We start from the raw sequence: 20,628 nt of genomic DNA on the forward strand, positions 1-20,628 counted from the left end.
GCAGCATCACCTTTCTCAAACGATGCTGCAACTGCGAAATGGTTCCTAGTGCGCTGCGTCCCAACTCATCCCGGTACCGATCTCAATCGCCAGTGGCACGGAGAGATCAACGGCGGGAAGGGCGGCTTCGGCCATCACCTTCTCGATCACTGGCCTCGCTTTTTCCACATCCCCCTCCGGCAATTCGAACACCAATTCATCGTGCACCTGCAGCAACATGCGGACATGGCCGAGGTCAGCTTCGGCCAATGCGGGCAGCATCCGCGACATCGCGCGTTTGATGATATCGGCGCAGGTGCCCTGGATCGGCGCGTTGATGGCAGCGCGTTCGCTGCCTTGCCGTTCCGCCTGATTCTTGGAATTGATCCGGGGAAACCATGTCTTGCGGCCAAACAGCGTTTCGGAATAACCGCGTTCGCGCACTTCTTCCAGAGTGCGGACGATATAGCGCTGGATGCCGGGGAAGCGTTCAAAATAGCGGTCAATCATCGCTTGGGCTTCATCGGATTCTACGCCGAGCCGGCCGGCCAATCCCCAACGTGAAATGCCATAGAGAATGGCGAAGTTGATCGTCTTGGCGCGTGAGCGCGTGTCACGGTCAACCGTTCCGAACAGTTCACCTGCTGTGCGGGCATGAATATCCTCACCTTTTTCAAAGGCTTCCTTCAAAGGCGGGACATCGGCCATATGCGCGGCCAGGCGCAATTCGATCTGGCTGTAATCGGCCGCCAGAAGCAGATTGCCCTTTTCCGGCACGAAGGCTTGGCGAATCTGGCGGCCAATTTCGGTGCGGATCGGGATGTTCTGCAAATTGGGATCAGTGGAAGACAAACGCCCGGTTTGTGCGCCAACCAGCGAGTAGCTGGTATGCACCCGCTCTGTCTTGGGATTGATCGCCGCTTGCAGAGCATCAGTATAGGTGCTCTTCAGCTTGGAAAGCTGGCGCCATTCCAGTACTTTGCTGGCGACCTCCGCACCTTCCCCGGCAAGCTTTTCCAGAATCGCCTGATCGGTGGAATATTGGCCGCTCTTGCCTTTGCGCCCGCCCTTGTAGCCCATTTTTTCAAACAGGATCGTTCCCAATTGCTTGGGGCTGCCGATGGTGAATTCTTCGCCTGCCATTTCGTGAATGGTCTTTTCGAGGCTCGCCATGGTTTCGGCAAATTCCCCGGAGAGGCGGGAGAGGGCTTCGCGGTCGACGCGAATACCTTCACGCTCCATCGCCGCAACGACCGGAATCAGGGGCCGTTCAACGCGTTCATAAATGCGTGTGCCGCCTTCCAGCGCGAGGCGTGGTTTCAAATGCTGATAGAGCCGCCAGGTAACGTCAGCATCTTCAGCGGCATATTCGGTGGCTTTGTCGAGCGGGACTTCACCGAAGGAAATCGCTTTTTTGCCCGTACCGCAGACATCTTTGAACTTCATGGTCGTGTGGCCAAGGTGGCGTTCGGACAGTTCATCCATGCCGTGTCCGCCGCCAATTCCCTGATCCGAACGGCCTGCATCGAGATTGAAACTGATGACCATCGTATCGTCAATCGGGCGCACCATAATGTCATGGCGGGCCAGCACATTGAGGTCATATTTGATGTTCTGGCCGATTTTCAGCACTGCCTCAGCCTCCAGAAGAGGCTTCAACAGCTCCAGAGCGCGACTGAAAGGTACCTGAGCCGGCTTTTCGGAGAACATATCGCTGCCGCCATGGCCGAGCGGTATGTAGCAGGCATCGTTCGGCCCGATGGCGATGCTGATTCCGGTCAGATCAGCCTGCATCGCATCCAGTGCGCTGGTCTCTGTATCAATCGCGATTTCGCGGGCGGCGAAGGCGCGGGCTATCCATGTCTGGAGCGTTTCTTCATCCTGCACGCAGATATAGGCCGAGCGGTCCACGGCTGGCATATCCGGCAGAGGCTGGCGATGGCCATCCTGTGATGCGGGGGCCGCTTCTTTGCCATTGTCAGCCTTGGGCGGATTGAGATCAGTCTTGCGTGACGGGCTACCGGTGCCCGCTTCCAGACGTTTCAACAGGCTGGAAAAACCATGGGTGGACAGGAATTCCATCAAAGGCTCTGGCGGGATCGCATCGAGTTTGAAATCATCCAGCGCCATCGGCAGCGGCGCATCTTCTTTCAAAGTGACGAGCACGCGGCTGAGTTCAGCCATTGCGCGCCCTTCGAGCATCCGTTCCTTGAGCTTGGACTTCTTCATATCGGGCGCTGCATCAAGCGCACCGGTGAGACTGCCATGCTCCTGGATCAATTTGGTCGCGGTCTTGGGGCCGATGCCGAAGATGCCAGGAATATTATCAACTGAGTCGCCCATCAGTGCGAGCACATCGCCGACCTTTTCCGGGGGGACACCAAATTTCTCAGCCACTTCATCTGGGCCGATCCGCTGATTCTTCATCGTATCGAGCATGTCGATGCAGCCACCGCCGGGATGTTCAGGCTCGTCACTGCTTGGGGCGCAAGTGCCGACAAGCTGCATCAGATCCTTGTCGGATGAGACAATCGTTACATCCCAACCCTTTTTCGCCGCAGCGCGGGCATAAGAGGCAATGATATCATCGGCCTCCAGTCCCTCTTCTTCGATGCAGGGCAGCGAGAATGCCCGAGTCGCATCGCGAATCAGCGGGAATTGCGGCACCAGATCTTCGGGCGGCGGCGGGCGATTCGCCTTATATTCCGGGTAGATATCGTTGCGAAAGGACTTCGAAGCCTTATCGAGAATCACCGCAAGGTGAGTCGGGCCATTGGCCTTGTGTAGCTCTTCAGCCAGTTTCCACAGCATAGTGGTATAGCCGTAAACTGCGCCGACGGGCGTGCCTTCCGGGTTCGTAAGGGGCGGAAGACGGTGATAGGCGCGGAAAATATAGGCCGAGCCATCGACGAGATAGAGGTGCTGCTTGTCCGACATGGATGCTTGCTAGCAGGCGTTTGCAGTAAGGTCAGCCGCAATTCCCGCCTTAGTCTTGACGTAATTCACTATTATGGCGGGATTATCAAAGAGGGGGTCTGAAGGTGCCCAGTCGCAAGGTGTTTACTCCTTGCGACGCATTTATCTTGCATAGCGTTCACGACACGATTATTTAGCGACGTTGAAGCCGCCCAACTCGGGAGGCTTTGCGTACGGCCTGTTGCCGTGCACAGTCCACTCGCTGTTAAGGATTTTATAAATGCGCAAGATCGTTCTCGCTGTTGCCGTTGCTGGTGCTGCTCTTTCACTCGCAGCTTGCTCAGAAGGCACGCAGGATGCAACCACCGAAGCTGCTGACTCCGCAATGGATGACGCTGCTGCAAACGTAGACGCAGCTGGTAACGCTGTTGAAGCTGCTGGTGATGACGCTGCTGCTGCTGCTGATTCGGCTGCTGACTCTGCTGAAGCTGCTGCTGATTCAGCTGCAACTGCTGCTGACGAAGCCAAGGACGAAGCTGCTGCTCCTGCTGCTAAGTAATAGCCAGAGAGCGAGCTTTTTCGCATGATTGAGGGCGCTGCCATTGGGCGGCGCCCTTTTTCATGTCCAGCTTTAGCGTGAACAGAAGTTCCCTTTTCCTCACGCGTAGGCGTACGGCCCGCCAGCTTTGAGGGCTTTTTGATAGGCGGGGCGGGCATGGATCTTTTCGAGCCATGCGGCGATATTCGGGCGGCCTTGTGTGATGCTCGCGCGATGAGCGGCAGCTTCGATCGGGAAGCTCATCATCACATCTGCGGCGGTGAAGTGGTCCCCTGCAAACCAGTCTCGTGCAGCAAGCTGTCCTTCGACATATTCGAAGTGAATTTCCGCCATCGGGCGAAACTTCTTCAATGCAAGTTTTCCCATCAATGGAATACGCGCCATGACAAGCATCACCAGAAGCGGCGGCATTAAAGAACCTTCCGCATAATGAAGGAAGTGGCGCCACAAAAGCGCGTCCTTTTCGCCTACTGGCGGGCCTAGCTGACCATCTGCTTTGGCGACGAGATATTCCACAATCGCCCCGGTCTCGGCAATGACGACCCCCTCATCCTCAATCAGTGGCGATTTACCTAAGGGATGGATGCGCTTGAGTTCAGGTGGAGCGAGCATGGTCGCCTTGTCACGCTCATAGCGCTTTACTTCATAAGGGAGCCCAAGCTCCTCCAGCAGCCAAAGCACGCGCTGGGATCGCGAATTTTCAAGATGGTGGACGATGATCGCCATGGAACGCTCCGATTTTGCTGAATAATCAGAGGTTCTAACGCATGATGCAGCTTATTGGCGACATGCCGCGCAAAATAGCGCAATCTTGGCAGGTTAAGCACGCACCTGAAGTGCGCGCTCAAGCAGTGTGAAATATCAATATTTTGCGTCGACCCAATGTGTTTTTGAATCGCTATAGCCATCGTAAATCGCACGGGCGATGGTGGCGATCTTAGCTTCACGATTGGCGCGCGTGCCTTGACCGGTCACATAAATCGCTACGGCAAAGGAGCGGCCATCAGGCGTGGTCACAATGCCGATATCGCTCGACGTATTGTGAAGCGATCCGGTTTTATGCGCAACGGTTACGGTGGAAGGCATCTGGGCGCGGATACGGCGCGTGCCGGTGCGGCACTTTTCCATTGTGGAAATCAGAAAGCTGCGGCTCTGTTCGCTCAGCCAGTCGCCCTGATACAGGCCTTTGAGCAAGCGCACCATCGCCTTGGGCGATGCACTGTCTCGGGTGTCTATGTGAGAAACGGGGTCAATCTCTCCATCGTCACGCACAAGAGTGGCAATATCGCGGGTGAGTGTGAAATTGGTGATCTTTGTCTGCCGGTGAACCCACTCATCCACCACGCTTGGACCACCAAGAGCCGCGAGAATGGCGTCAGTCGCAGAATTGGAACTGCGCGTCAGCATCAAGGTAATCAGCTCACGAGCGCTGAGATATTGGCCTTTTTTCACCGGGGCAATTTTGGAGGAAAAGGGCTTGGAACTCACCGGCACCATCAGCGGATATTCGCTGCTGAGGCTGAGCTTCCCCTTATCCACACCGTCCAGATAAGTGGCTGCAATGGCAATCTTGCTGGTGCTGGCCATGGGGAAACGCTGATCTCCCAGGACGGATAATTCGCGGCCGGTTGATAAATCGATCGCAGCAACGCCGATGCGGCCCTGATCGCCATTGGCAATCTGTGCAATTCGACTTTCGAGCGCACTTCTTAATTTCGGGCTGTAATCATGTGGGGCACGCAGATCGGTGCCGAGGGCGGTGTCGAAAGCCGCTTCAAAAGTCTGGTCACTCGCCTGCGCCGGGGCAATGATGGCGGTGGCGAGAGCTAGCCCTGCAGCGATGCGATGGATCAGTCTCGTTTTCATGACTCTCAATTAAAGGAAAGTTTCTTGGGAAATTGTTAACTTAGCCAGTACACTTACACCAAGCCATATCGGACGAGCCGAGCAATTTTTTGCGCTGAAGTGATGGAACCTGCGGTTTTCCGGGATTCGCGCACCAAGTTACCTGCAATGGGGAACACAAAAGGCGGCGAAAATGATTCGCCGCCTTCCGATGTTTCGACTGGTTTATGCAGTTAATGTGCCGCGATGGCCTTTTCGATCACATCGGCGGGTTCATTGGCTAGTTCTTTGGCCAGCTCACCCACGAGCTTTTGTTCAAGCTCCTTATGATAATGGCGGCGCATTTCGCCCAGCGTTTTAGGGTCAGCAATCACCACCAGATCATCGATCTTTCCAGCCAGCACCTGTTCGTTGAGCCATTGTGCAGCAGCGGCACCATGCGCCAGTTCATTAAGATCGGTGCGGCCGTGGCGTTGCCCGCCATCATCCTGATGGCGAATACCCGCGCTGAAGTTGGTAGCTTCCAATTCAGGGTTACTCACCTTTTCAAGCTTGGGCTCAAAAGCTTGCCCTTTGTTCCGCATCACGACAAAGCGGGCTCCGTCTACAATAGCGACATGTGCCATATGCGGACATTTCATGAATCGTTCTCCTCTTTTATGTTCTTAGAGCCAACGCACAGCCACACACAATGTGCCCGGTTTCCGGTGTAGTGAACTATGTGCGTAATATTAGTCGTTTATGGGTCAGGAATATAGTATCGAGTGCCTGGGACGTGCGTTCAATGTGGCCAGATAGAAAGATCATCCACAACGTTGTGTATATGAAACGCGGGGCTGTATTATTGTGTTTAGTTGTCTCAGTCTTTTTTCTGGGAATGACTACACCTGCCCAGGCAAAAGAATCTGTCTTTAAAAACAGCTGCTTATTAGCAAGTGATACACCTCTCGATGTTGTAACAGTCAAACAACGTGGCGACTGGAACTGTAAACCTACCAAAGAAGCTGCACGTTACCCTTATGTATGGCTGCGGATGAACATCGATAGTCCGGCCTTGCGCGATCTTTCCAAAGCCGGCGATTTGGAATTGGCCAGTGACGCCTCTCCCTTTCGCGGCCTGATGGTTCATATGGAATTTACCGATGGATCGGAAAGCTCCCATTATTATGATGCTCAGGCCTTAGCGCGCCATTTTGGTGCAGGGACGTGGTTTAGCCTGCCGCTGGACACGAAGGGGAGAGCGCTACAAGCGCTCTATGTGCGTGTGGATAAACCCATGGGCATTCTGGTCAGTGAGATGCTGGAGCTGGACAGCGGAGCCCATGCTGATGGCGAACGGCTCTCTGCCTTGGTCAGTTTTGCGCTGGTCGTGGGTATGATGGGATTGGCGGCGTTCTACTGTGCCAGCCTGTTCATTGTGATGAAGGCTAAATTCATCCTTTATCATGCCTTCACCGGCGTATTGCTGGCGCTCTATACGATCGCCTCAAGTTCACTGATCTTCCTGTTCTTCCCCGGTACAACATTGTGGGTGAGGTCAGGCCTGTCATATGGCTGCGCGGCACTGGCTATGGCCATGCTGGTGCCGTTTTTGTTGTCCTTTCTTGAACGTGATGCGCTGTCCCCTCTTTTTAAGAAAATCGGGATGAGCTTTACTCCATTTGCATGTTTTGCCGCGCTTGTGGTTCCGATTTTCGGGGAAGTATTGCCGTTTAAAATACGGCCCCTGTACCATTTATTATTCGTGCCAGGACCTATCATTTTCACTCTGGTCTGCGTCAATGCCTGGCGCCGTGGCAGTATCGCGGTGCGTTATGTCGTGCTGGCCTGGGCTCTGCCGGTTGCCATGGCGGCCGAAAGGGTGTTGCGCGGCCTCAATTTCTATAGCGCTCCCATTGAATGGGATTACGGCTTTTATGTTGCGATGGGGTATGAATCCATCGTCATGGTGATGGCGGTGGCATGGCGTGTGTCTCAATTGCGCAGGGAGCGGGATCGCGCACTGGCACGACGTGATGAGCTGACGATTCTTGCCGAAACAGACGGTTTGACCGGATTGCCCAACCGCCGTTCTTTTGACCGGCAGGAATGGATGGAAAAGGATCACCTTGTCCTGCTTGATGTGGACCATTTTAAACTGGTCAATGATCAGCATGGTCACCTGATCGGAGATGCTGTGCTTAAAGTTATCGGGCGCGAATTGGCCTTCGCTGTGGAAGATCGGATATTGGTCCGCGCGTGGCGGCTGGGAGGTGAGGAATTTGGTGCGCTGATCGTGAGCGAGTCTGGGAGCCAGGCCAGTGTTGCAATGGACGAATTACGCCAAAACATCACGGCAGCGGTGGCTCATGAGGTCAGCGTTCTTAAAAAGCCTTTGACGCTGAGCGTGGGCGTTGCCCCTGCCTGGGGGGCAACCCTGTCCCGCACATACAGGCTGGCAGATGCCGCGCTGTATCGGTCAAAGGCGCTTGGCCGCGACAGAGTATGCTATACTCAGAGCAATAGTGAGAAGAGCACGATCTACGAGTGCATTGCCGCAGCGTGATCGGGTTTCTCTGCGCACGATACGGTGAGTATTAGCTTTTATGCAAAAGGCCCGGAGGATTGCTCCCCCGGGCCTCTTCATTTGCAAAATTTGCGTGGGCTGATGGGCTTAGAAGCCCATGCCGCCGCCCATTCCGCCCATGCCACCCATATCAGGCATTGCAGGAGCAGACTTGTCTTCAGGCAGTTCCGAAATGGCGGCTTCCGTAGTGATCAGCAGGCCAGCAACAGATGCTGCATCCTGAAGGGCTGTGCGAACAACCTTCGTAGGATCGATCACGCCGGCGGTGACGAGGTTTTCGTACACATCGGTGGATGCGTTGAAGCCCATGGTTTCATCGTTACCGTCGATCAGCTTGCCAGCGACAACGGCGCCATCATGGCCAGCATTTTCAGCGATCTGGCGAACCGGAGCCTGAAGAGCACGACGAACGATGTCGATACCGCGGGTCTGGTCTTCGTTTACGCCGGTCAGGCCTTCAAGGACCTTGGTGGCATAGAGAAGAGCCGTACCGCCGCCAGGGACGATACCTTCTTCCACTGCAGCGCGGGTAGCGTGGAGAGCGTCATCAACGCGATCCTTGCGTTCCTTCACTTCGACTTCAGTTGCGCCGCCAACCTTGATTACGGCTACGCCGCCAGCAAGCTTAGCAAGACGTTCCTGCAGCTTTTCCTTGTCGTAATCGGACGTGGTGTTTTCCATCTGGCCGCGGATCTGTTCAACCCGTGCCTGAATGTCGGAAGCTTCACCGGCACCATCGACGATGGTGGTGTTGTCCTTGTCGATCGTGACGCGCTTGGCCTGACCGAGCATACCCAGCGTAACGCTTTCGAGCTTGATGCCGAGGTCTTCGGAAATCATTTCACCCTTGGTGAGGATCGAAATGTCCTGCAGCATCGCCTTGCGACGATCACCGAAGCCAGGTGCCTTGACAGCAGCGATCTTCAGGCCGCCACGCAGCTTGTTGACCACGAGTGTTGCAAGCGCTTCGCCTTCGATGTCTTCTGCGATGATGAGCAGAGGACGGCCAGCCTGCACAACGGCTTCGAGAACCGGCAGCATGGACTGAAGATTGGTCAGCTTCTTTTCGAAGATCAGGATGTATGGATCTTCGAGTTCAACCGTCATCTTTTCAGGGTTCGTCACGAAGTAAGGTGACAGGTACCCACGGTCAAACTGCATGCCTTCAACGACATCGAGTTCGAATTCGAGGCCCTTGGCTTCTTCAACCGTGATGACGCCTTCTTTGCCGACCTTTTCCATGGCTTCAGCGATTTTTTCGCCGACTTCCTTGTCGCCATTGGCGGAGATAACGCCAACCTGGGACACTTCAGAAGTGCCGGAAACAACCTTTGAACGGTTGTGGAGATCGTCAACGACCTTACCCACAGCGAGGTCGATGCCGCGCTTGAGGTCCATCGGGTTCATGCCAGCGGAAACCGACTTCATGCCTTCGCGAACGATAGCCTGAGCCAGAACCGTAGCAGTGGTGGTGCCGTCACCGGCCTTGTCGTTCGCCTTGGAAGCCACTTCGCGCAGCATCTGTGCGCCCATGTTTTCGAACTTGTCCTTCAGTTCGATTTCCTTGGCAACGGAAACGCCATCCTTGGTGATGCGTGGAGCGCCGAAGCTCTTGTCGATCACGACATTGCGGCCCTTAGGGCCGAGCGTTACCTTCACGGCATTGGCGAGTGTATCAACACCCTTGAGGATGCGTTCGCGCGCGTCGCGCGAAAATTTCACGTCCTTAGCAGCCATTATAGTTTCTCCTGGAATCTAGAAAACTTTGGGAAAATCGTCACACGGGGATGGCTCAGGCCATCACACCCATGATGTCGCTTTCCTTCATGATGAGCAGGTCTTCACCGTCGACCTTGACTTCAGTGCCGGACCACTTGCCGAAAAGCACGCGATCACCAACGTTGACGTCCAACGGGGTAACCTTGCCATCTTCAGACTTCGCGCCAGTACCAACAGCGACGATTTCGCCTTCGCTGGGCTTTTCTTTAGCGCTGTCTGGAATGATGATGCCACCGGCCGTTTTTTCTTCGGCCTCAATTCGACGGACCAGAACACGGTCGTGCAGCGGACGGAATGCCATATGTATGACCTCTTCCTAGAGTTGAATATGTGTTTTGGCACTCTCCGATTGAGAGTGCCAGCGAGGGGGATATGGTTCTGCGCTTTGCTTGCGTCAAGCACCTGTTGGTGCATTTTTTTGACGCAGTGATGAATAGGGCGGCAGGCCGTTCTCAGTGCCGGATGAGGTTGAGCTTTTCGCGCCGGAGCCAGCGTTGGAGCAGCGCTATGGAAACGAGACTCAGGCCGGTCGCAAGGCCGATCCAGATGCCCTGGCCTGCAAAGGGCGTTTCAAATCCGAGATAGATAGCCAGCGTGAAGCCGCAGCCCCAATAGCCGATCAGCGCAAAGGTCATCGGGATGCGGGTATCCTGAAGGCCGCGTAATGCGCCCATCAAAATGGCCTGCACTGTATCTGACAATTGGAATGCGGCAGCAACCGCGAGGTAGCTGACGGCAAGGGCCGCAAGAGCGCGATTTTCAGGCGCGGTCGGGTCGATCCACGGCGTCAGCAGGAATTCGGGTGTGAAAAGCATAGCGCCGCCAGTGAAGGCCACAAAGGCAAGACCGCAGATCACCGCTGCCCATCCGGCGCGGCCGACTGCCACCTTGTTGCGCGCACCATAATGATAGCCCACGCGGATTGTGGCGGCCTGTCCGATCCCGAAAGGAATCTGGAAAGCAAGGGCAGCGATATTGATTGCCAGAGTATGTGCAGCCAGTTCCAGCGCACCGATATTTCCCATCAGGAAAGCGGCGGCGTTGAACAGGCCGGCTTCAGCAATGATGGTGACAGCGACCGGGCAGCCTATGCGCAGAATGGTTCGGAAGGCAGCCCATTCTGACCGCCACACATTGCCGAAAATATGGTAGCGCCGCAGCCGCCGGTCGCTGTGGATGGCGAGGATGTAGGCTCCGAGCGTTGCAATGCCGGTGATGACACTGGCCCAGGCCGCGCCTTCCAGCCCCAGTTCGGGGAAGCCAAAAGCGCCAAATACCAACAGATAATTTCCGACGAAGTTGACCGGCAACATACTAAAGACAATGAAAGTGGCAAAGAAAGGCCGGCCCAGCGCGGACACGAAATTGCGCAGCACATTCGCCAGAAGCTGTGGGATGAAGGCCCAGGCAATAATATCGAGATAGGCTGAGGCTGGTGCTGCGACCCGTGGCTCCTGTCCGGTGATCCGCATCACCCATTCGCCCGCAAAGCATAGTGCCATGCCGGACAGGCCAAACAAGATACTGAGCCAGAAAGCCATGCGGGTTGCCCGGCGCACTTCGCGCACGGCGGGGCCTTTGCGTCCAATGGCTTCGGCAATCACCGCACTGACAGAGCCGGTGAGGCCCATCAGGCTCCACAGAATTGTCCCCTGGAATGCCACCGCCAGACTGGAGCCTGCCAATTCAATCGGGCCGAGCCGGGCAATGAACATGACGTCCATCGCGCCGATGGCCATTTGCAGCAACCCGGCCAGCGCCAATGGCCCGGCAAGACGCAAGGTGGCAGCAAATTCGCCGCGCCAGCTATCGGTTGTTTTACCGATGGATCGAGGGTTGATGACAGACATAAAGCTGGTGCGGATAGGAGTATTTCAGAAGCTGTGCCAGCGCTATTGTCGCAGACGGGTTGGAATTGGCGGGGGCTGCGACTGCCGGGTGACACACCTACCGGCTTTTTGCTGCGCCTCTACAGTTTGAGCCTTGCATCACGGGATTATCACGATAGTAACGATCGTGATAATTGGAGTGGAATCGTGACGTTTCAAAATTTTCTGGCCTGTTCTGTTCTGTCTATCGTGCTGGTCGCCTGCAGCGGTGGAGAGTCGAATGATGGAGGAAGTGCAGCCCCTTCATCGACAGATAGTGAGGCTGGGAACACGGTAGCGTCACAAGCGCCTGCGCCCACTGAAACATCGGATGCAGCCGAAACCTCCGCAGTATCAGCCGTATCAGGACCGCCCAAGGCATTTGCGCAATGTTCGATCTGTCATTCCACACAGCCGGGCAAGAACATGATCGGCCCTTCTCTGACGGGCATTTATGGGGAGAAAGCGGGCGAGGTCGAAGGTTTCCGTTTCAGTCCAGCCATGTTGAAATCCGGCCTTGTGTGGGATGATGCTACGCTTGATGCCTATCTTGAAAATCCGCGCAAAGTGGTTCCGGGCACCCGGATGAGCTATGCCGGGATGAAAAATCCGGAAATGCGCAAAGAAGTGATTGCTTATATCAAGTCCCTCACTTCCTAATAAAACTGCCCAAGGATACGCGCTCTTGGTAATAAAGTGAGAGCAGATGGTCGCTCACCTTATTGCATTGTGCGGTGATGGCTCTTAGCCGCTTTCGGGTATCCTTGCGATAGTTCGGGAAGAGAGCCTATGACTGACAGTACACTTCATCCAGAAACGCTTGCCCTCCACGCTGGCTGGCGGGCCGATCCGGTGACCGGCTCGGTCGCGCCGCCGATCTACCAAACCACATCTTATCAGTTTCATGATGCGGATCATGCGGCCAATCTCTTCGCCCTGAAGGAATTGGGCAATATTTACACTCGCCTCGGTAACCCAACCACCGACATTCTCGAACAGCGCGTCGCTGCGCTGGAGGGTGGTGCCGCAGGGCTTGCCGTGGCTTCAGGGCAGGCGGCTTCGGCATATGCGGTGCAGAATCTTGCCGTTGCAGGCGATAATATCGTCAGTGGCACCGATCTGTATGGCGGGACCTATAATCTCTTCGCCAACACGCTGCGGGCAATGGGGATTGAAACCCGCTTTGTCGATCCGGGTGATCCGGAAGCTTTTGCAAAGGCCTCTGACGAACGCACGCGGGCCTGGTATGTCGAGACATTACCGAATCCGAAGCTGGTGGTAAGCCCAATGTCGGATATCGCTGATGCCGGGCGCGCTATGGGTATTCCGCTGATCGTGGACAATACCGCGGCACCTTTGATTGCTCGTCCGCTCGATCATGGAGCTGCCATCGTGGTTTATTCCACCACCAAATATATCGGCGGCCATGGCACGTCGATTGGCGGCATGATCGTGGATGGTGGCAATTTTGACTGGGGCGCTTTCCCGGAACGCCAGCCTTTGCTCAACACACCTGATCCAAGCTATCACGGTGCGGTGTGGTCTGAAGCGGCGAAGCCTTTGGGACCCATTGCTTATGCCTTGCGCGCACGAACTGTGCTGCTGCGCGATCTGGGGGCGGCGCTCTCTCCGTTCAATGCGTTTCAGATATTGCAGGGACTTGAAACCCTGCCGCTTCGGATGCCACGCCATTGTGAGAACGCGCTGAAGGTCGTGGACTTCCTTTCCCAGCGTGATGATGTGACCCGGATCATTCACCCATCGGTGCAGACCGGGGTGCAGCGGGAGCGGGCAGACCATTATCTGAAAGGCGGCTTTGGCGGCTTGGTGGGTATGGAGCTGGCTGGTGGGCGCGATGCTGGCCGCCGCTTCATTGATGCGCTGAAGTTGTTCTATCATGTCGCCAATATTGGGGACGCGCGTAGCCTTGCGATCCATCCTGCCTCAACCACACACTCCCAGCTATCGGAAGAAGAGCAGGTCGCGACCGGCGTATCTCCGGGCTATGTGCGCCTGTCCATCGGGCTGGAGCATCATGACGACATTCTGGCCGATCTGGCGCAGGCTTTGGACAGCGCCGCCAAGGCTTGACACCCACTCCTGTCGCCTGCCTTGCTCTGATCCGAGTGAGGCAGGCAGACTGGCTGGCGCTAAGGCGCTAATATGATAAACAACAAAAAGGGCGGCACCTCGCGGTACCACCCTTTTCCTGTCTCTCAGGCTTGAGAGAAGTAGCGGGTCCGGGCAAGCCGGACCCAACCCAATTACTTGAGTTCGACAGTTGCGCCGGCTGCTTCGAGCTTAGCCTTAACTTCTTCAGCTTCAGCCTTGCTGACGCCTTCTTTGACAGCCTTAGGCGTGCCTTCGACGAGAGCCTTGGCTTCCGTGAGGCCCAGACCTGTGATGGCGCGGACTTCCTTAATGACCTGGATCTTCTTGCCACCGTCGCCGGTGAGAACGACGTCGAATTCGTCCTTTTCTTCAACTGCAGCAGCTTCAGCAGCTGGGCCAGCAACGGCAACAGCAGCAGCAGCAGAAACGCCCCAAGCTTCTTCAAGCGCGGTTGCGAGTTCAGCAGCTTCCATAACGGTAAGCGTTGAAAGTTCTTCTACGATTTTGGCGATGTCTGCCATGATACTTCACTCCAATCAGATGACTTGCCCGGCCCATTTCGGTGCCGGGAGAATGTTTGCTTGCGTTGAACCGCTTACGCTGCGTCCTTGGCGGCATATGCGCCAAATACACGAGCGAGCTTATTGGCGGGTTCGTTGACAACGCGGGCGATTTTCGTCGCCGGAGCGTTGATGAGGCCCACCAGCTTGCCGCGCAGCTCGTCGAGCGATGGCATAGAGGCAAGAGCCTTTACACCAGCTTCATCGAGCTTAGTCGCACCCATTGCGCCGCCGACGATTTCGAGCTTGTCGTTCGTCTTGGCGAATTCCACGGCAGCCTTGGCGGCTGCGACAGGGTCCATTGACCATGCCAGTGCGGTAGGACCGGTAAGATATTCTTCCAGACCTTCGTACTGCGTGTCTTTGAGGGCGATCGTGGCAAGGCGGTTCTTCGCAACCTTATAAGTCGCGCCAGCATCACGCATCTTCGAACGCAGTTCAGTGGACTGAGCCACCGAAAGGCCGAGATTGCGGGTGACAACCACCACGCCCATCTCGTTGAAGACAGCGTTAAGCTCGGCGACCGCGTCGGTTTTTTGCGAACGATCCATGCCGTACTCCTTCACTATGGCCACTTCGCCTGAAGGAAATTCCCTCAGCCTCCGTAACCGGCTTCGTTTGCTTGCCTCTGCATGCGCAAACACACAGAAGCTCCGCACCGGATGGTCCGATACGGGCGAGTCCGTGACTAAGGGAAGGAGGTGCACCTAATTGGTGCGCTGGCAGCTCTTACAAGCTGCCTTGAAACTCTTTTCCCCGTCTAGGCCGGAAATTAAGCACTCCCAATTGAGCACACCAGCTGTCTCGGACGGACGACCAACAGGCAAAGGCCCGCCGGTCAGGGCAGGCCTTTAGTTTTCTTGTGGCAGGAGTCAAGCATGAAAGCCTATTCGGCTGGTTCATTCGCCTCCGATGCGTAGCCGAGCAAGTCACCCGGCTGGCAATCCAGTTCACGGCAGATGGCTTCGAGAGTAGAAAACCGAATGGCTTTGGCCTTGCCAGTTTTGAGGATCGACAGGTTGGCGAGGGTGAGGCCAACCCTATCGGCCAGTTCGGTCAGGGTCATCCGGCGATCGTGCAGGATGTCGTCCAGCTTTACATCAATCGGCATCAGACAGTCCCCTCCAGCTCTTCGCGCATTTCGGTGCCCTTACGAAACACCCGAGCCAGAATAAACAGGATCAGGACCATCAGCAGGCCATCAATGGGAAATGAAATGTCGTAATTCACATGTTTGCCTGCATCTGAAGCAATCTTCCCGATATAGGTTGCCACTGCTGTCAATGGTATGGCGGTCAATTGTCCGGCTAGCGAGGCCCAGGCCATATGGGTGAGGCGTGTGGCATTTTCTGCGATGAAAGGATCGCCATCGCCCACGCTGTTTACGATGCGGCGCAGTAGCGCAAAGAAATAGAATGCAATGGCTACGAGGACTATCGCAAGGATGAAGATTCCTGCGAGTGCCCAGATAAGCTGCGATCCGACCGGAGAGTTTTGTTCTGCCAGCTTTTCCAGCAACAGGCCGCTATAAAACGGCAAGCCTATCAGGGCGGCTGTGAGTGCTACACCGGCCACTCCAATAGCGCCCAGAAAAACCACCAGCACGATTTTGGCAATCGATAGCAGCGGGTCTTTGGTCAGTGACGACATGACTAAAGTCTCCTTATGTGTGGATCAGGCCAGAGCAGGCGCGCTGATCAGTGTGGCGGCGTGAGTTTGCGGAATGGTCAAAGCCTGCTGAAAGGCGGTGAGTGTGATCAGGACTGCGCCAAGGATGGCGAGGCTGTTGGTGATGGTTTTGGTGCTGAGCATTGTTCGTTCTCCAATATGTCCGATATCGATATTCAATATGGCCCATTGGATTTATTGTCAAACGATAATATCGAAAAACAATAATTAGCATATCGTTTCTCATGCTGAAAATGTGCCGGGTGGCATGTTGAGCTGCACTCTAAGGCGCTCAAATCGGCGCTTTTCGCGGAGGGGCTGGCATTGACACAGGGCGGCGGTCTGCCTATATCCAGCCTCACATATCGGTCTTGCTTCGAGCAAGCTGAACCCGGCGCGGGGGTTTGGCCAGGATGGAAGCACCGGTTTTCCATAGACGCGAAAAGAGCTGCAGGCTGCGCAATCCCTAGGGTTGCGTGCGCTTCTGCGGCTGTTCTTGCCTCTATGGGCCACATCTGCGCGTGGCATGAATATTTACGAATCGGTCTTCAAATGCCGGTTCCGAATCGACTAAAGCGAAGAGGTCCACTCACTTATGGCGACCAAGGCGAACGCACCGGTTCCTACCGGCAGCAAGCAGAAGCGCATCCGCAAGATCTTCGGGGATATCCACGAAGTCGTGCCGATGCCGAACCTCATTGAGGTTCAGCGCGAAAGTTACGAGCACTTCCTGCGCTCCAACAAGGATATCGGATACGTCTCGGGTCTCGAAAAGACCTTGCGTTCGGTTTTCCCGATCCGCGATTTCGCCGGCTCTGCCGAGCTGGATTTCGTTCATTACGAACTGGAAGATCCCAAGTTTGATACGGTAGAATGCCGTCAACGCGGGATTACCTATGCAGCGCCTATGAAGGTGACGCTGCGTTTGATCGTGTTCGAAGTCGATCAGGAAACCGAAACCCGTTCCGTGCTCGATATTAAGGAGCAGGACGTTTACATGGGCGATATGCCGCTCATGACCGGGAATGGCACCTTCCTAATCAATGGTACGGAACGTGTGATCGTTTCGCAGATGCACCGTTCGCCGGGCGTTCTGTTCGACCATGACCGCGGGAAAACCCATTCCTCGGGCAAATTCCTCTTCGCCGCTCGTGTGATTCCATATCGCGGTTCATGGCTCGATTTCGAATTTGACGCCAAGGACATCGTGAACGTTCGTATTGACCGTAAGCGTAAGCTTCCTGTCACCTCGCTCCTGTTCGCACTGGGGCTTAACAGCGAAGAAATTCTCGCGCACTTCTACAATACTGTGAAGTGGGAACGCGGGCCTGACGGCTGGAAGATTCCTTTCCTCGCCGAAGCATGGCGCGGCATCAAGCCGGGCTTCCCGCTGGTGAATGCCGATACGGGTGAAGAAGTTTTCCCCGCCGGTACGAAGGTTTCTCCGCGCGCTGCCAATAAGGCAGAAAAAGACGGCCTCAAGACCCTGCTTATCCCGACCGAAGAAATCTTCGGCCGTTATGCTTCGCAGGATCTGGTCGATGACGCGACAGGCCGCATCTACATCGAAGCAGGTGACGAAGTGTCGCCTGAAAATCTCGAAAAGATTGATGCTGCCGGTATCGATGAGTTGACGCTTCTCGATATTGACCACGTCACAACCGGCCCATGGATGCGCAACACGCTTCAGGCCGACAAGGCTGAGAACCGTGATGAAGGTCTGGAAGCCATCTATAAGGTGATGCGTCCAGGCGAACCGCCAACGAAGGAAACGGCTGAAGCTCTGTTCGAAGGCCTGTTCTTCGACGGTGAACGCTATGACCTTTCTGCTGTTGGCCGGGTAAAGCTCAACATGCGTCTGGGCCTTGATGCTGAAGACACAGTGACAACGCTGCGCAAGGAAGATATCCTTGCTGTGGTCAAGGAACTGGTCGATCTCAAGGACGGCAAGGGCGAAGTCGACGACATCGATAACCTTGGTAACCGTCGTGTGCGTTCGGTTGGCGAATTGCTGGAAAACCAGTATCGCGTCGGCCTGCTGCGCATGGAGCGTGCCGTTAAGGAACGCATGAGTTCGGTCGATGTCTCGACCGTGATGCCGAACGATCTGATCAATGCGAAGCCTGCAGTTGCAGCTGTTCGTGAATTCTTCGGTTCGTCGCAGCTTTCCCAGTTTATGGACCAGACCAATCCGCTTTCGGAAGTCACCCATAAGCGCCGTGTTTCGGCTCTTGGGCCGGGCGGTCTTACCCGTGAACGCGCAGGCTTCGAAGTCCGTGACGTTCATCCGACCCATTATGGCCGTATCTGCCCGATTGAAACGCCGGAAGGCCCGAACATCGGTCTGATCAACTCACTCTCGACCTTTGCGCGGGTGAATAAATATGGCTTCATCGAAACGCCTTATCGGATTGTGAAGGACCATCGCGTTACCAGCGAAGTGGTCTATCTTTCCGCTATGGAAGAACAGAAGCACACCGTTGCGCAGGCTTCCGCTGCCCTGAACGAAGATGGCAGCTTTGTTGAAGAGCTGGTTTCCACCCGTCAGAATGGCGAATTCGCCATGGCTCCGCGTGAGCAGGTGACGCTGATGGACGTCAGCCCCAAGCAGCTCGTTTCGGTTGCTGCATCGCTTATTCCATTCCTGGAAAACGATGACGCCAACCGCGCGCTCATGGGTTCCAACATGCAACGTCAGGCTGTGCCTCTCGTGAATGCTGAAGCGCCGTTCGTCGGAACCGGCATGGAAGCCACTGTGGCCCGCGATTCCGGGGCGGCTATTTCGGCTAAACGGGCCGGTATCGTCGATCAGGTCGATGCGACGCGTATCGTGATCCGTGCCAGCGGCGAAATCGAAGCGGGCAATCCGGGTGTGGATATTTACACGCTCGAAAAGTTCCAGCGTTCGAACCAGGATACCTGCATCAACCAGCGTCCGCTGGTGAATGTCGGTGATTATGTGGAAGCTGGCGATATCATCGCTGACGGCCCGTCAACCGATATGGGTGAACTGGCTCTTGGCCGGAACAGCCTCGTCGCCTTCATGCCCTGGAATGGCTACAATTACGAAGATAGTATCCTGATCTCCGAGCGGATCGTTAAGGATGACGTCTTCACTTCGATCCATATCGAAGAGTTTGAAGTCATGGCTCGCGATACGAAGCTTGGGCCGGAAGATATCACGCGCGATATTCCCAATGTCGGTGAGGAAGCCCTGCGCAGCCTCGACGAAGCGGGTATCGTTTATATCGGGGCAGAAGTGCATCCGGGTGATATTCTGGTCGGCAAGATCACGCCGAAGGGTGAAAGCCCGATGACGCCGGAAGAAAAGCTTCTGCGCGCCATCTTCGGTGAAAAAGCCAGCGACGTGCGTGATACGTCCCTGCGTCTGCCACCCGGTGTTGCCGGTACGATCGTCGAAGTGCGTGTCTTCAACCGTCATGGTATCGAAATTGATGACCGTACGCGTGCCATTCAGAATGAGGAGATTGAACGCCTCAAGAAGGATAGCGAAGACGAACGCGCCATTCTCAACCGTGCGACCTATAACCGCCTTCAGGAAATGCTGCTTGGTCAGACGATCAGCGCAGCGCCCAAGGGGATCAAGAAGGGCGATGTCATCACGGAAGAACTGCTGGAAACAGTCGATCGCCACGAATGGTTCAAATTCGCGGTGGCCGATGACAACATGCAGGCCCAGCTCGAAGCCGTCAAAGCTGACTATGACGAGACGGTGAAGCGCATCCGTGACAAGTTCGAAGATCGCCGTGAAAAGCTGGAACGTGGTGACGAACTGGCACCGGGCGTTCTCAAGATGGTCAAGGTCTTCGTGGCGGTGAAGCGTAAGCTGCAACCGGGCGACAAGATGGCCGGCCGTCATGGTAACAAGGGTGTTATCAGCCGCATTCTGCCTGAAGAAGACATGCCGTTCATGGAAGACGGGACACCGGTTGACATCGTGCTCAACCCATTGGGTGTGCCGTCGCGCATGAACGTTGGTCAGATCTTCGAAACCCATCTGGGTCTTGCAGCGCGTGGTCTTGGCAAGATGGTGCAGGCTTCGCTTGAGGAATGGCGCCAGGCCAATCCTGATCCGGAAACCGCTGCGCCACCAACCGCGGTCGTCGATCGTCTGAAATATGTTTATGGCGAACATTATCACGCGGATATCGAAAACCGCTCGGCTGCTGAGATTGTTGAACTGGCTGGCAATCTGAAGAATGGTGTGCCGATGGGCACTCCGGTCTTCGATGGTGCCCGTGAAGCGGACGTTTCGGAAATGCTCAGCCTGGCAGGGTATGACACATCGGGTCAGGTTACTCTGCTCGATGGCCGTACAGGTGAAGCCTTCGACCGTAAGGTTACCGTGGGCTACATCTACATGCTGAAGCTCCATCACCTTGTTGATGACAAGATCCATGCCCGTTCGATCGGTCCATACTCGCTTGTCACACAGCAGCCGCTGGGTGGTAAGGCGCAGTTTGGTGGTCAGCGCTTCGGGGAAATGGAAGTCTGGGCACTTCAGGCATACGGCGCCGCTTACACCTTGCAGGAAATGCTGACGGTGAAGTCGGATGACGTGGTCGGCCGTACCAAGGTCTATGAAGCGATCGTCAAGGGCGATGATACGTTTGAAGCGGGTATCCCGGAAAGCTTCAACGTGCTCGTCAAGGAAATGCGTTCTCTCGGTCTCAATGTCGAACTCTCATCGATTGACGATGGTGACGACGACGCTCTGCCGAAGGCAGCGGAATAAGGGATTTGGGCGGCCCTGTC

The 20,628-nt window shown here is 55.6% G+C and carries 17 protein-coding genes; 5 read left to right on the forward strand and 12 right to left on the reverse strand.

Annotated elements, in window-relative coordinates; genetic code table 11:
* Positions 1–45: 45 nt before the first annotated feature.
* Complete coding sequence (gene polA, locus GRI39_RS13090; RefSeq protein ID WP_160740170.1) at positions 46–2,916, reverse strand: DNA polymerase I; 2,871 nt, start codon at positions 2,914–2,916, stop codon at positions 46–48.
* Positions 2,917–3,175: 259 nt separating this feature from the next.
* On the opposite strand from polA, the gene GRI39_RS13095 reads away from it, so the two are divergent.
* Complete coding sequence (locus GRI39_RS13095; RefSeq protein WP_160740171.1) at positions 3,176–3,454, forward strand: hypothetical protein; 279 nt, start codon at positions 3,176–3,178, stop codon at positions 3,452–3,454.
* 99 nt (positions 3,455–3,553) lie between these two features.
* On the opposite strand, the gene GRI39_RS13100 is transcribed toward GRI39_RS13095, so the two are convergent.
* The 3 genes from GRI39_RS13100 to GRI39_RS13110 form a co-directional block, all read right to left on the reverse strand.
* Positions 3,554–4,180: a glutathione S-transferase family protein gene (locus GRI39_RS13100; RefSeq protein WP_160740172.1), complete on the reverse strand. Its 627-nt coding sequence runs from the start codon at positions 4,178–4,180 to the stop codon at positions 3,554–3,556.
* Between the two features lie 135 nt (positions 4,181–4,315).
* Positions 4,316–5,320, reverse strand: a complete 1,005-nt coding sequence (gene bla, locus GRI39_RS13105; protein WP_160740173.1) for a class A beta-lactamase — start codon at positions 5,318–5,320, stop codon at positions 4,316–4,318.
* A 212-nt stretch (positions 5,321–5,532) separates the two neighbouring features.
* Positions 5,533–5,940, reverse strand: coding sequence for a baeRF12 domain-containing protein (locus GRI39_RS13110; RefSeq protein WP_160740174.1), 408 nt, complete (start codon positions 5,938–5,940; stop codon positions 5,533–5,535).
* Positions 5,941–6,332: 392 nt separating this feature from the next.
* On the opposite strand from GRI39_RS13110, the gene GRI39_RS13115 reads away from it, so the two are divergent.
* Entirely contained in the window at positions 6,333–7,844 is a 1,512-nt protein-coding gene (locus tag GRI39_RS13115; protein ID WP_160740175.1) for a sensor domain-containing diguanylate cyclase, read from the forward strand.
* Positions 7,845–7,952: 108 nt separating this feature from the next.
* Here GRI39_RS13115 and groL read toward each other — a convergent pair whose 3' ends face one another.
* From groL to GRI39_RS13130, 3 genes are all read right to left on the reverse strand, one after another.
* Positions 7,953–9,602, reverse strand: coding sequence for a chaperonin GroEL (gene groL, locus GRI39_RS13120; RefSeq protein WP_160740176.1), 1,650 nt, complete (start codon positions 9,600–9,602; stop codon positions 7,953–7,955).
* Between the two features lie 55 nt (positions 9,603–9,657).
* The gene (groES, locus tag GRI39_RS13125) at positions 9,658–9,945 is read right to left on the reverse strand and encodes a co-chaperone GroES (protein WP_160740177.1); all 288 of its coding nucleotides are present in this window, start codon (positions 9,943–9,945) and stop codon (positions 9,658–9,660) included.
* Positions 9,946–10,096: 151 nt separating this feature from the next.
* On the reverse strand, positions 10,097–11,494 hold the full coding sequence (locus GRI39_RS13130; protein ID WP_160740178.1) for an MATE family efflux transporter: 1,398 nt from the start codon (positions 11,492–11,494) through the stop codon (positions 10,097–10,099).
* Positions 11,495–11,680: 186 nt separating this feature from the next.
* Between GRI39_RS13130 and GRI39_RS13135 the strand changes: the two genes are divergently transcribed.
* On the forward strand, positions 11,681–12,172 hold the full coding sequence (locus GRI39_RS13135) for a c-type cytochrome (RefSeq protein ID WP_343033347.1): 492 nt from the start codon (positions 11,681–11,683) through the stop codon (positions 12,170–12,172).
* A 129-nt stretch (positions 12,173–12,301) separates the two neighbouring features.
* On the forward strand, positions 12,302–13,603 hold the full coding sequence (locus GRI39_RS13140) for an O-acetylhomoserine aminocarboxypropyltransferase/cysteine synthase family protein (protein ID WP_160740179.1): 1,302 nt from the start codon (positions 12,302–12,304) through the stop codon (positions 13,601–13,603).
* A 173-nt stretch (positions 13,604–13,776) separates the two neighbouring features.
* Here the strand turns inward: GRI39_RS13140 and rplL are convergent, their stop codons facing one another.
* The 5 genes from rplL to GRI39_RS13165 form a co-directional block, all read right to left on the reverse strand.
* Positions 13,777–14,145: a 50S ribosomal protein L7/L12 gene (gene rplL, locus GRI39_RS13145; RefSeq protein ID WP_160740180.1), complete on the reverse strand. Its 369-nt coding sequence runs from the start codon at positions 14,143–14,145 to the stop codon at positions 13,777–13,779.
* A 74-nt stretch (positions 14,146–14,219) separates the two neighbouring features.
* The gene (gene rplJ, locus GRI39_RS13150) at positions 14,220–14,735 is read right to left on the reverse strand and encodes a 50S ribosomal protein L10 (protein WP_160740181.1); all 516 of its coding nucleotides are present in this window, start codon (positions 14,733–14,735) and stop codon (positions 14,220–14,222) included.
* A 335-nt stretch (positions 14,736–15,070) separates the two neighbouring features.
* Positions 15,071–15,295 (reverse strand): helix-turn-helix domain-containing protein, encoded by a 225-nt coding sequence (locus GRI39_RS13155; RefSeq protein ID WP_160740182.1) that lies wholly within the window; start codon positions 15,293–15,295, stop codon positions 15,071–15,073.
* Entirely contained in the window at positions 15,295–15,834 is a 540-nt protein-coding gene (locus GRI39_RS13160) for a DUF2975 domain-containing protein (RefSeq protein ID WP_160740183.1), read from the reverse strand. Before GRI39_RS13160 ends, GRI39_RS13155 begins: the two co-directional genes overlap by 1 nt.
* Positions 15,835–15,858: 24 nt before the next feature.
* Positions 15,859–15,996, reverse strand: coding sequence for a hypothetical protein (locus tag GRI39_RS13165; protein WP_160740184.1), 138 nt, complete (start codon positions 15,994–15,996; stop codon positions 15,859–15,861).
* Between the two features lie 451 nt (positions 15,997–16,447).
* Here GRI39_RS13165 and rpoB point away from each other — a divergent pair, with 451 nt between their 5' ends.
* A complete protein-coding gene (gene rpoB, locus GRI39_RS13170; RefSeq protein ID WP_160740185.1) occupies positions 16,448–20,608 on the forward strand; it encodes a DNA-directed RNA polymerase subunit beta in 4,161 nt (1,386 codons plus the stop codon).
* Positions 20,609–20,628: the final 20 nt, after the last annotated feature.

Origin of the sequence: Altericroceibacterium indicum, assembly GCF_009828105.1 — a bacterium.
GTDB classification, from domain to species: Bacteria; Pseudomonadota; Alphaproteobacteria; order Sphingomonadales; family Sphingomonadaceae; genus Altericroceibacterium; species Altericroceibacterium indicum.

Bases quoted from the DNA above. Each gene is read 5' to 3' on its own strand.
- polA (WP_160740170.1), bottom strand. From the start codon at position 2,916: ATGTCGGACAAGCAGCACCTCTATCTCGTCGATGGCTCGGCCTATATT.
- GRI39_RS13095 (WP_160740171.1), top strand. From the start codon at position 3,176: ATGCGCAAGATCGTTCTCGCTGTTGCCGTTGCTGGTGCTGCTCTTTCA.
- GRI39_RS13100 (WP_160740172.1), bottom strand. From the start codon at position 4,180: ATGGCGATCATCGTCCACCATCTTGAAAATTCGCGATCCCAGCGCGTG.
- bla (WP_160740173.1), bottom strand. From the start codon at position 5,320: ATGAAAACGAGACTGATCCATCGCATCGCTGCAGGGCTAGCTCTCGCC.
- GRI39_RS13110 (WP_160740174.1), bottom strand. From the start codon at position 5,940: ATGAAATGTCCGCATATGGCACATGTCGCTATTGTAGACGGAGCCCGC.
- GRI39_RS13115 (WP_160740175.1), top strand. From the start codon at position 6,333: ATGAACATCGATAGTCCGGCCTTGCGCGATCTTTCCAAAGCCGGCGAT.
- groL (WP_160740176.1), bottom strand. From the start codon at position 9,602: ATGGCTGCTAAGGACGTGAAATTTTCGCGCGACGCGCGCGAACGCATC.
- groES (WP_160740177.1), bottom strand. From the start codon at position 9,945: ATGGCATTCCGTCCGCTGCACGACCGTGTTCTGGTCCGTCGAATTGAG.
- GRI39_RS13130 (WP_160740178.1), bottom strand. From the start codon at position 11,494: ATGTCTGTCATCAACCCTCGATCCATCGGTAAAACAACCGATAGCTGG.
- GRI39_RS13140 (WP_160740179.1), top strand. From the start codon at position 12,302: ATGACTGACAGTACACTTCATCCAGAAACGCTTGCCCTCCACGCTGGC.
- rplL (WP_160740180.1), bottom strand. From the start codon at position 14,145: ATGGCAGACATCGCCAAAATCGTAGAAGAACTTTCAACGCTTACCGTT.
- rplJ (WP_160740181.1), bottom strand. From the start codon at position 14,735: ATGGATCGTTCGCAAAAAACCGACGCGGTCGCCGAGCTTAACGCTGTC.
- GRI39_RS13155 (WP_160740182.1), bottom strand. From the start codon at position 15,295: ATGCCGATTGATGTAAAGCTGGACGACATCCTGCACGATCGCCGGATG.
- GRI39_RS13160 (WP_160740183.1), bottom strand. From the start codon at position 15,834: ATGTCGTCACTGACCAAAGACCCGCTGCTATCGATTGCCAAAATCGTG.
- GRI39_RS13165 (WP_160740184.1), bottom strand. From the start codon at position 15,996: ATGCTCAGCACCAAAACCATCACCAACAGCCTCGCCATCCTTGGCGCA.
- rpoB (WP_160740185.1), top strand. From the start codon at position 16,448: ATGGCGACCAAGGCGAACGCACCGGTTCCTACCGGCAGCAAGCAGAAG.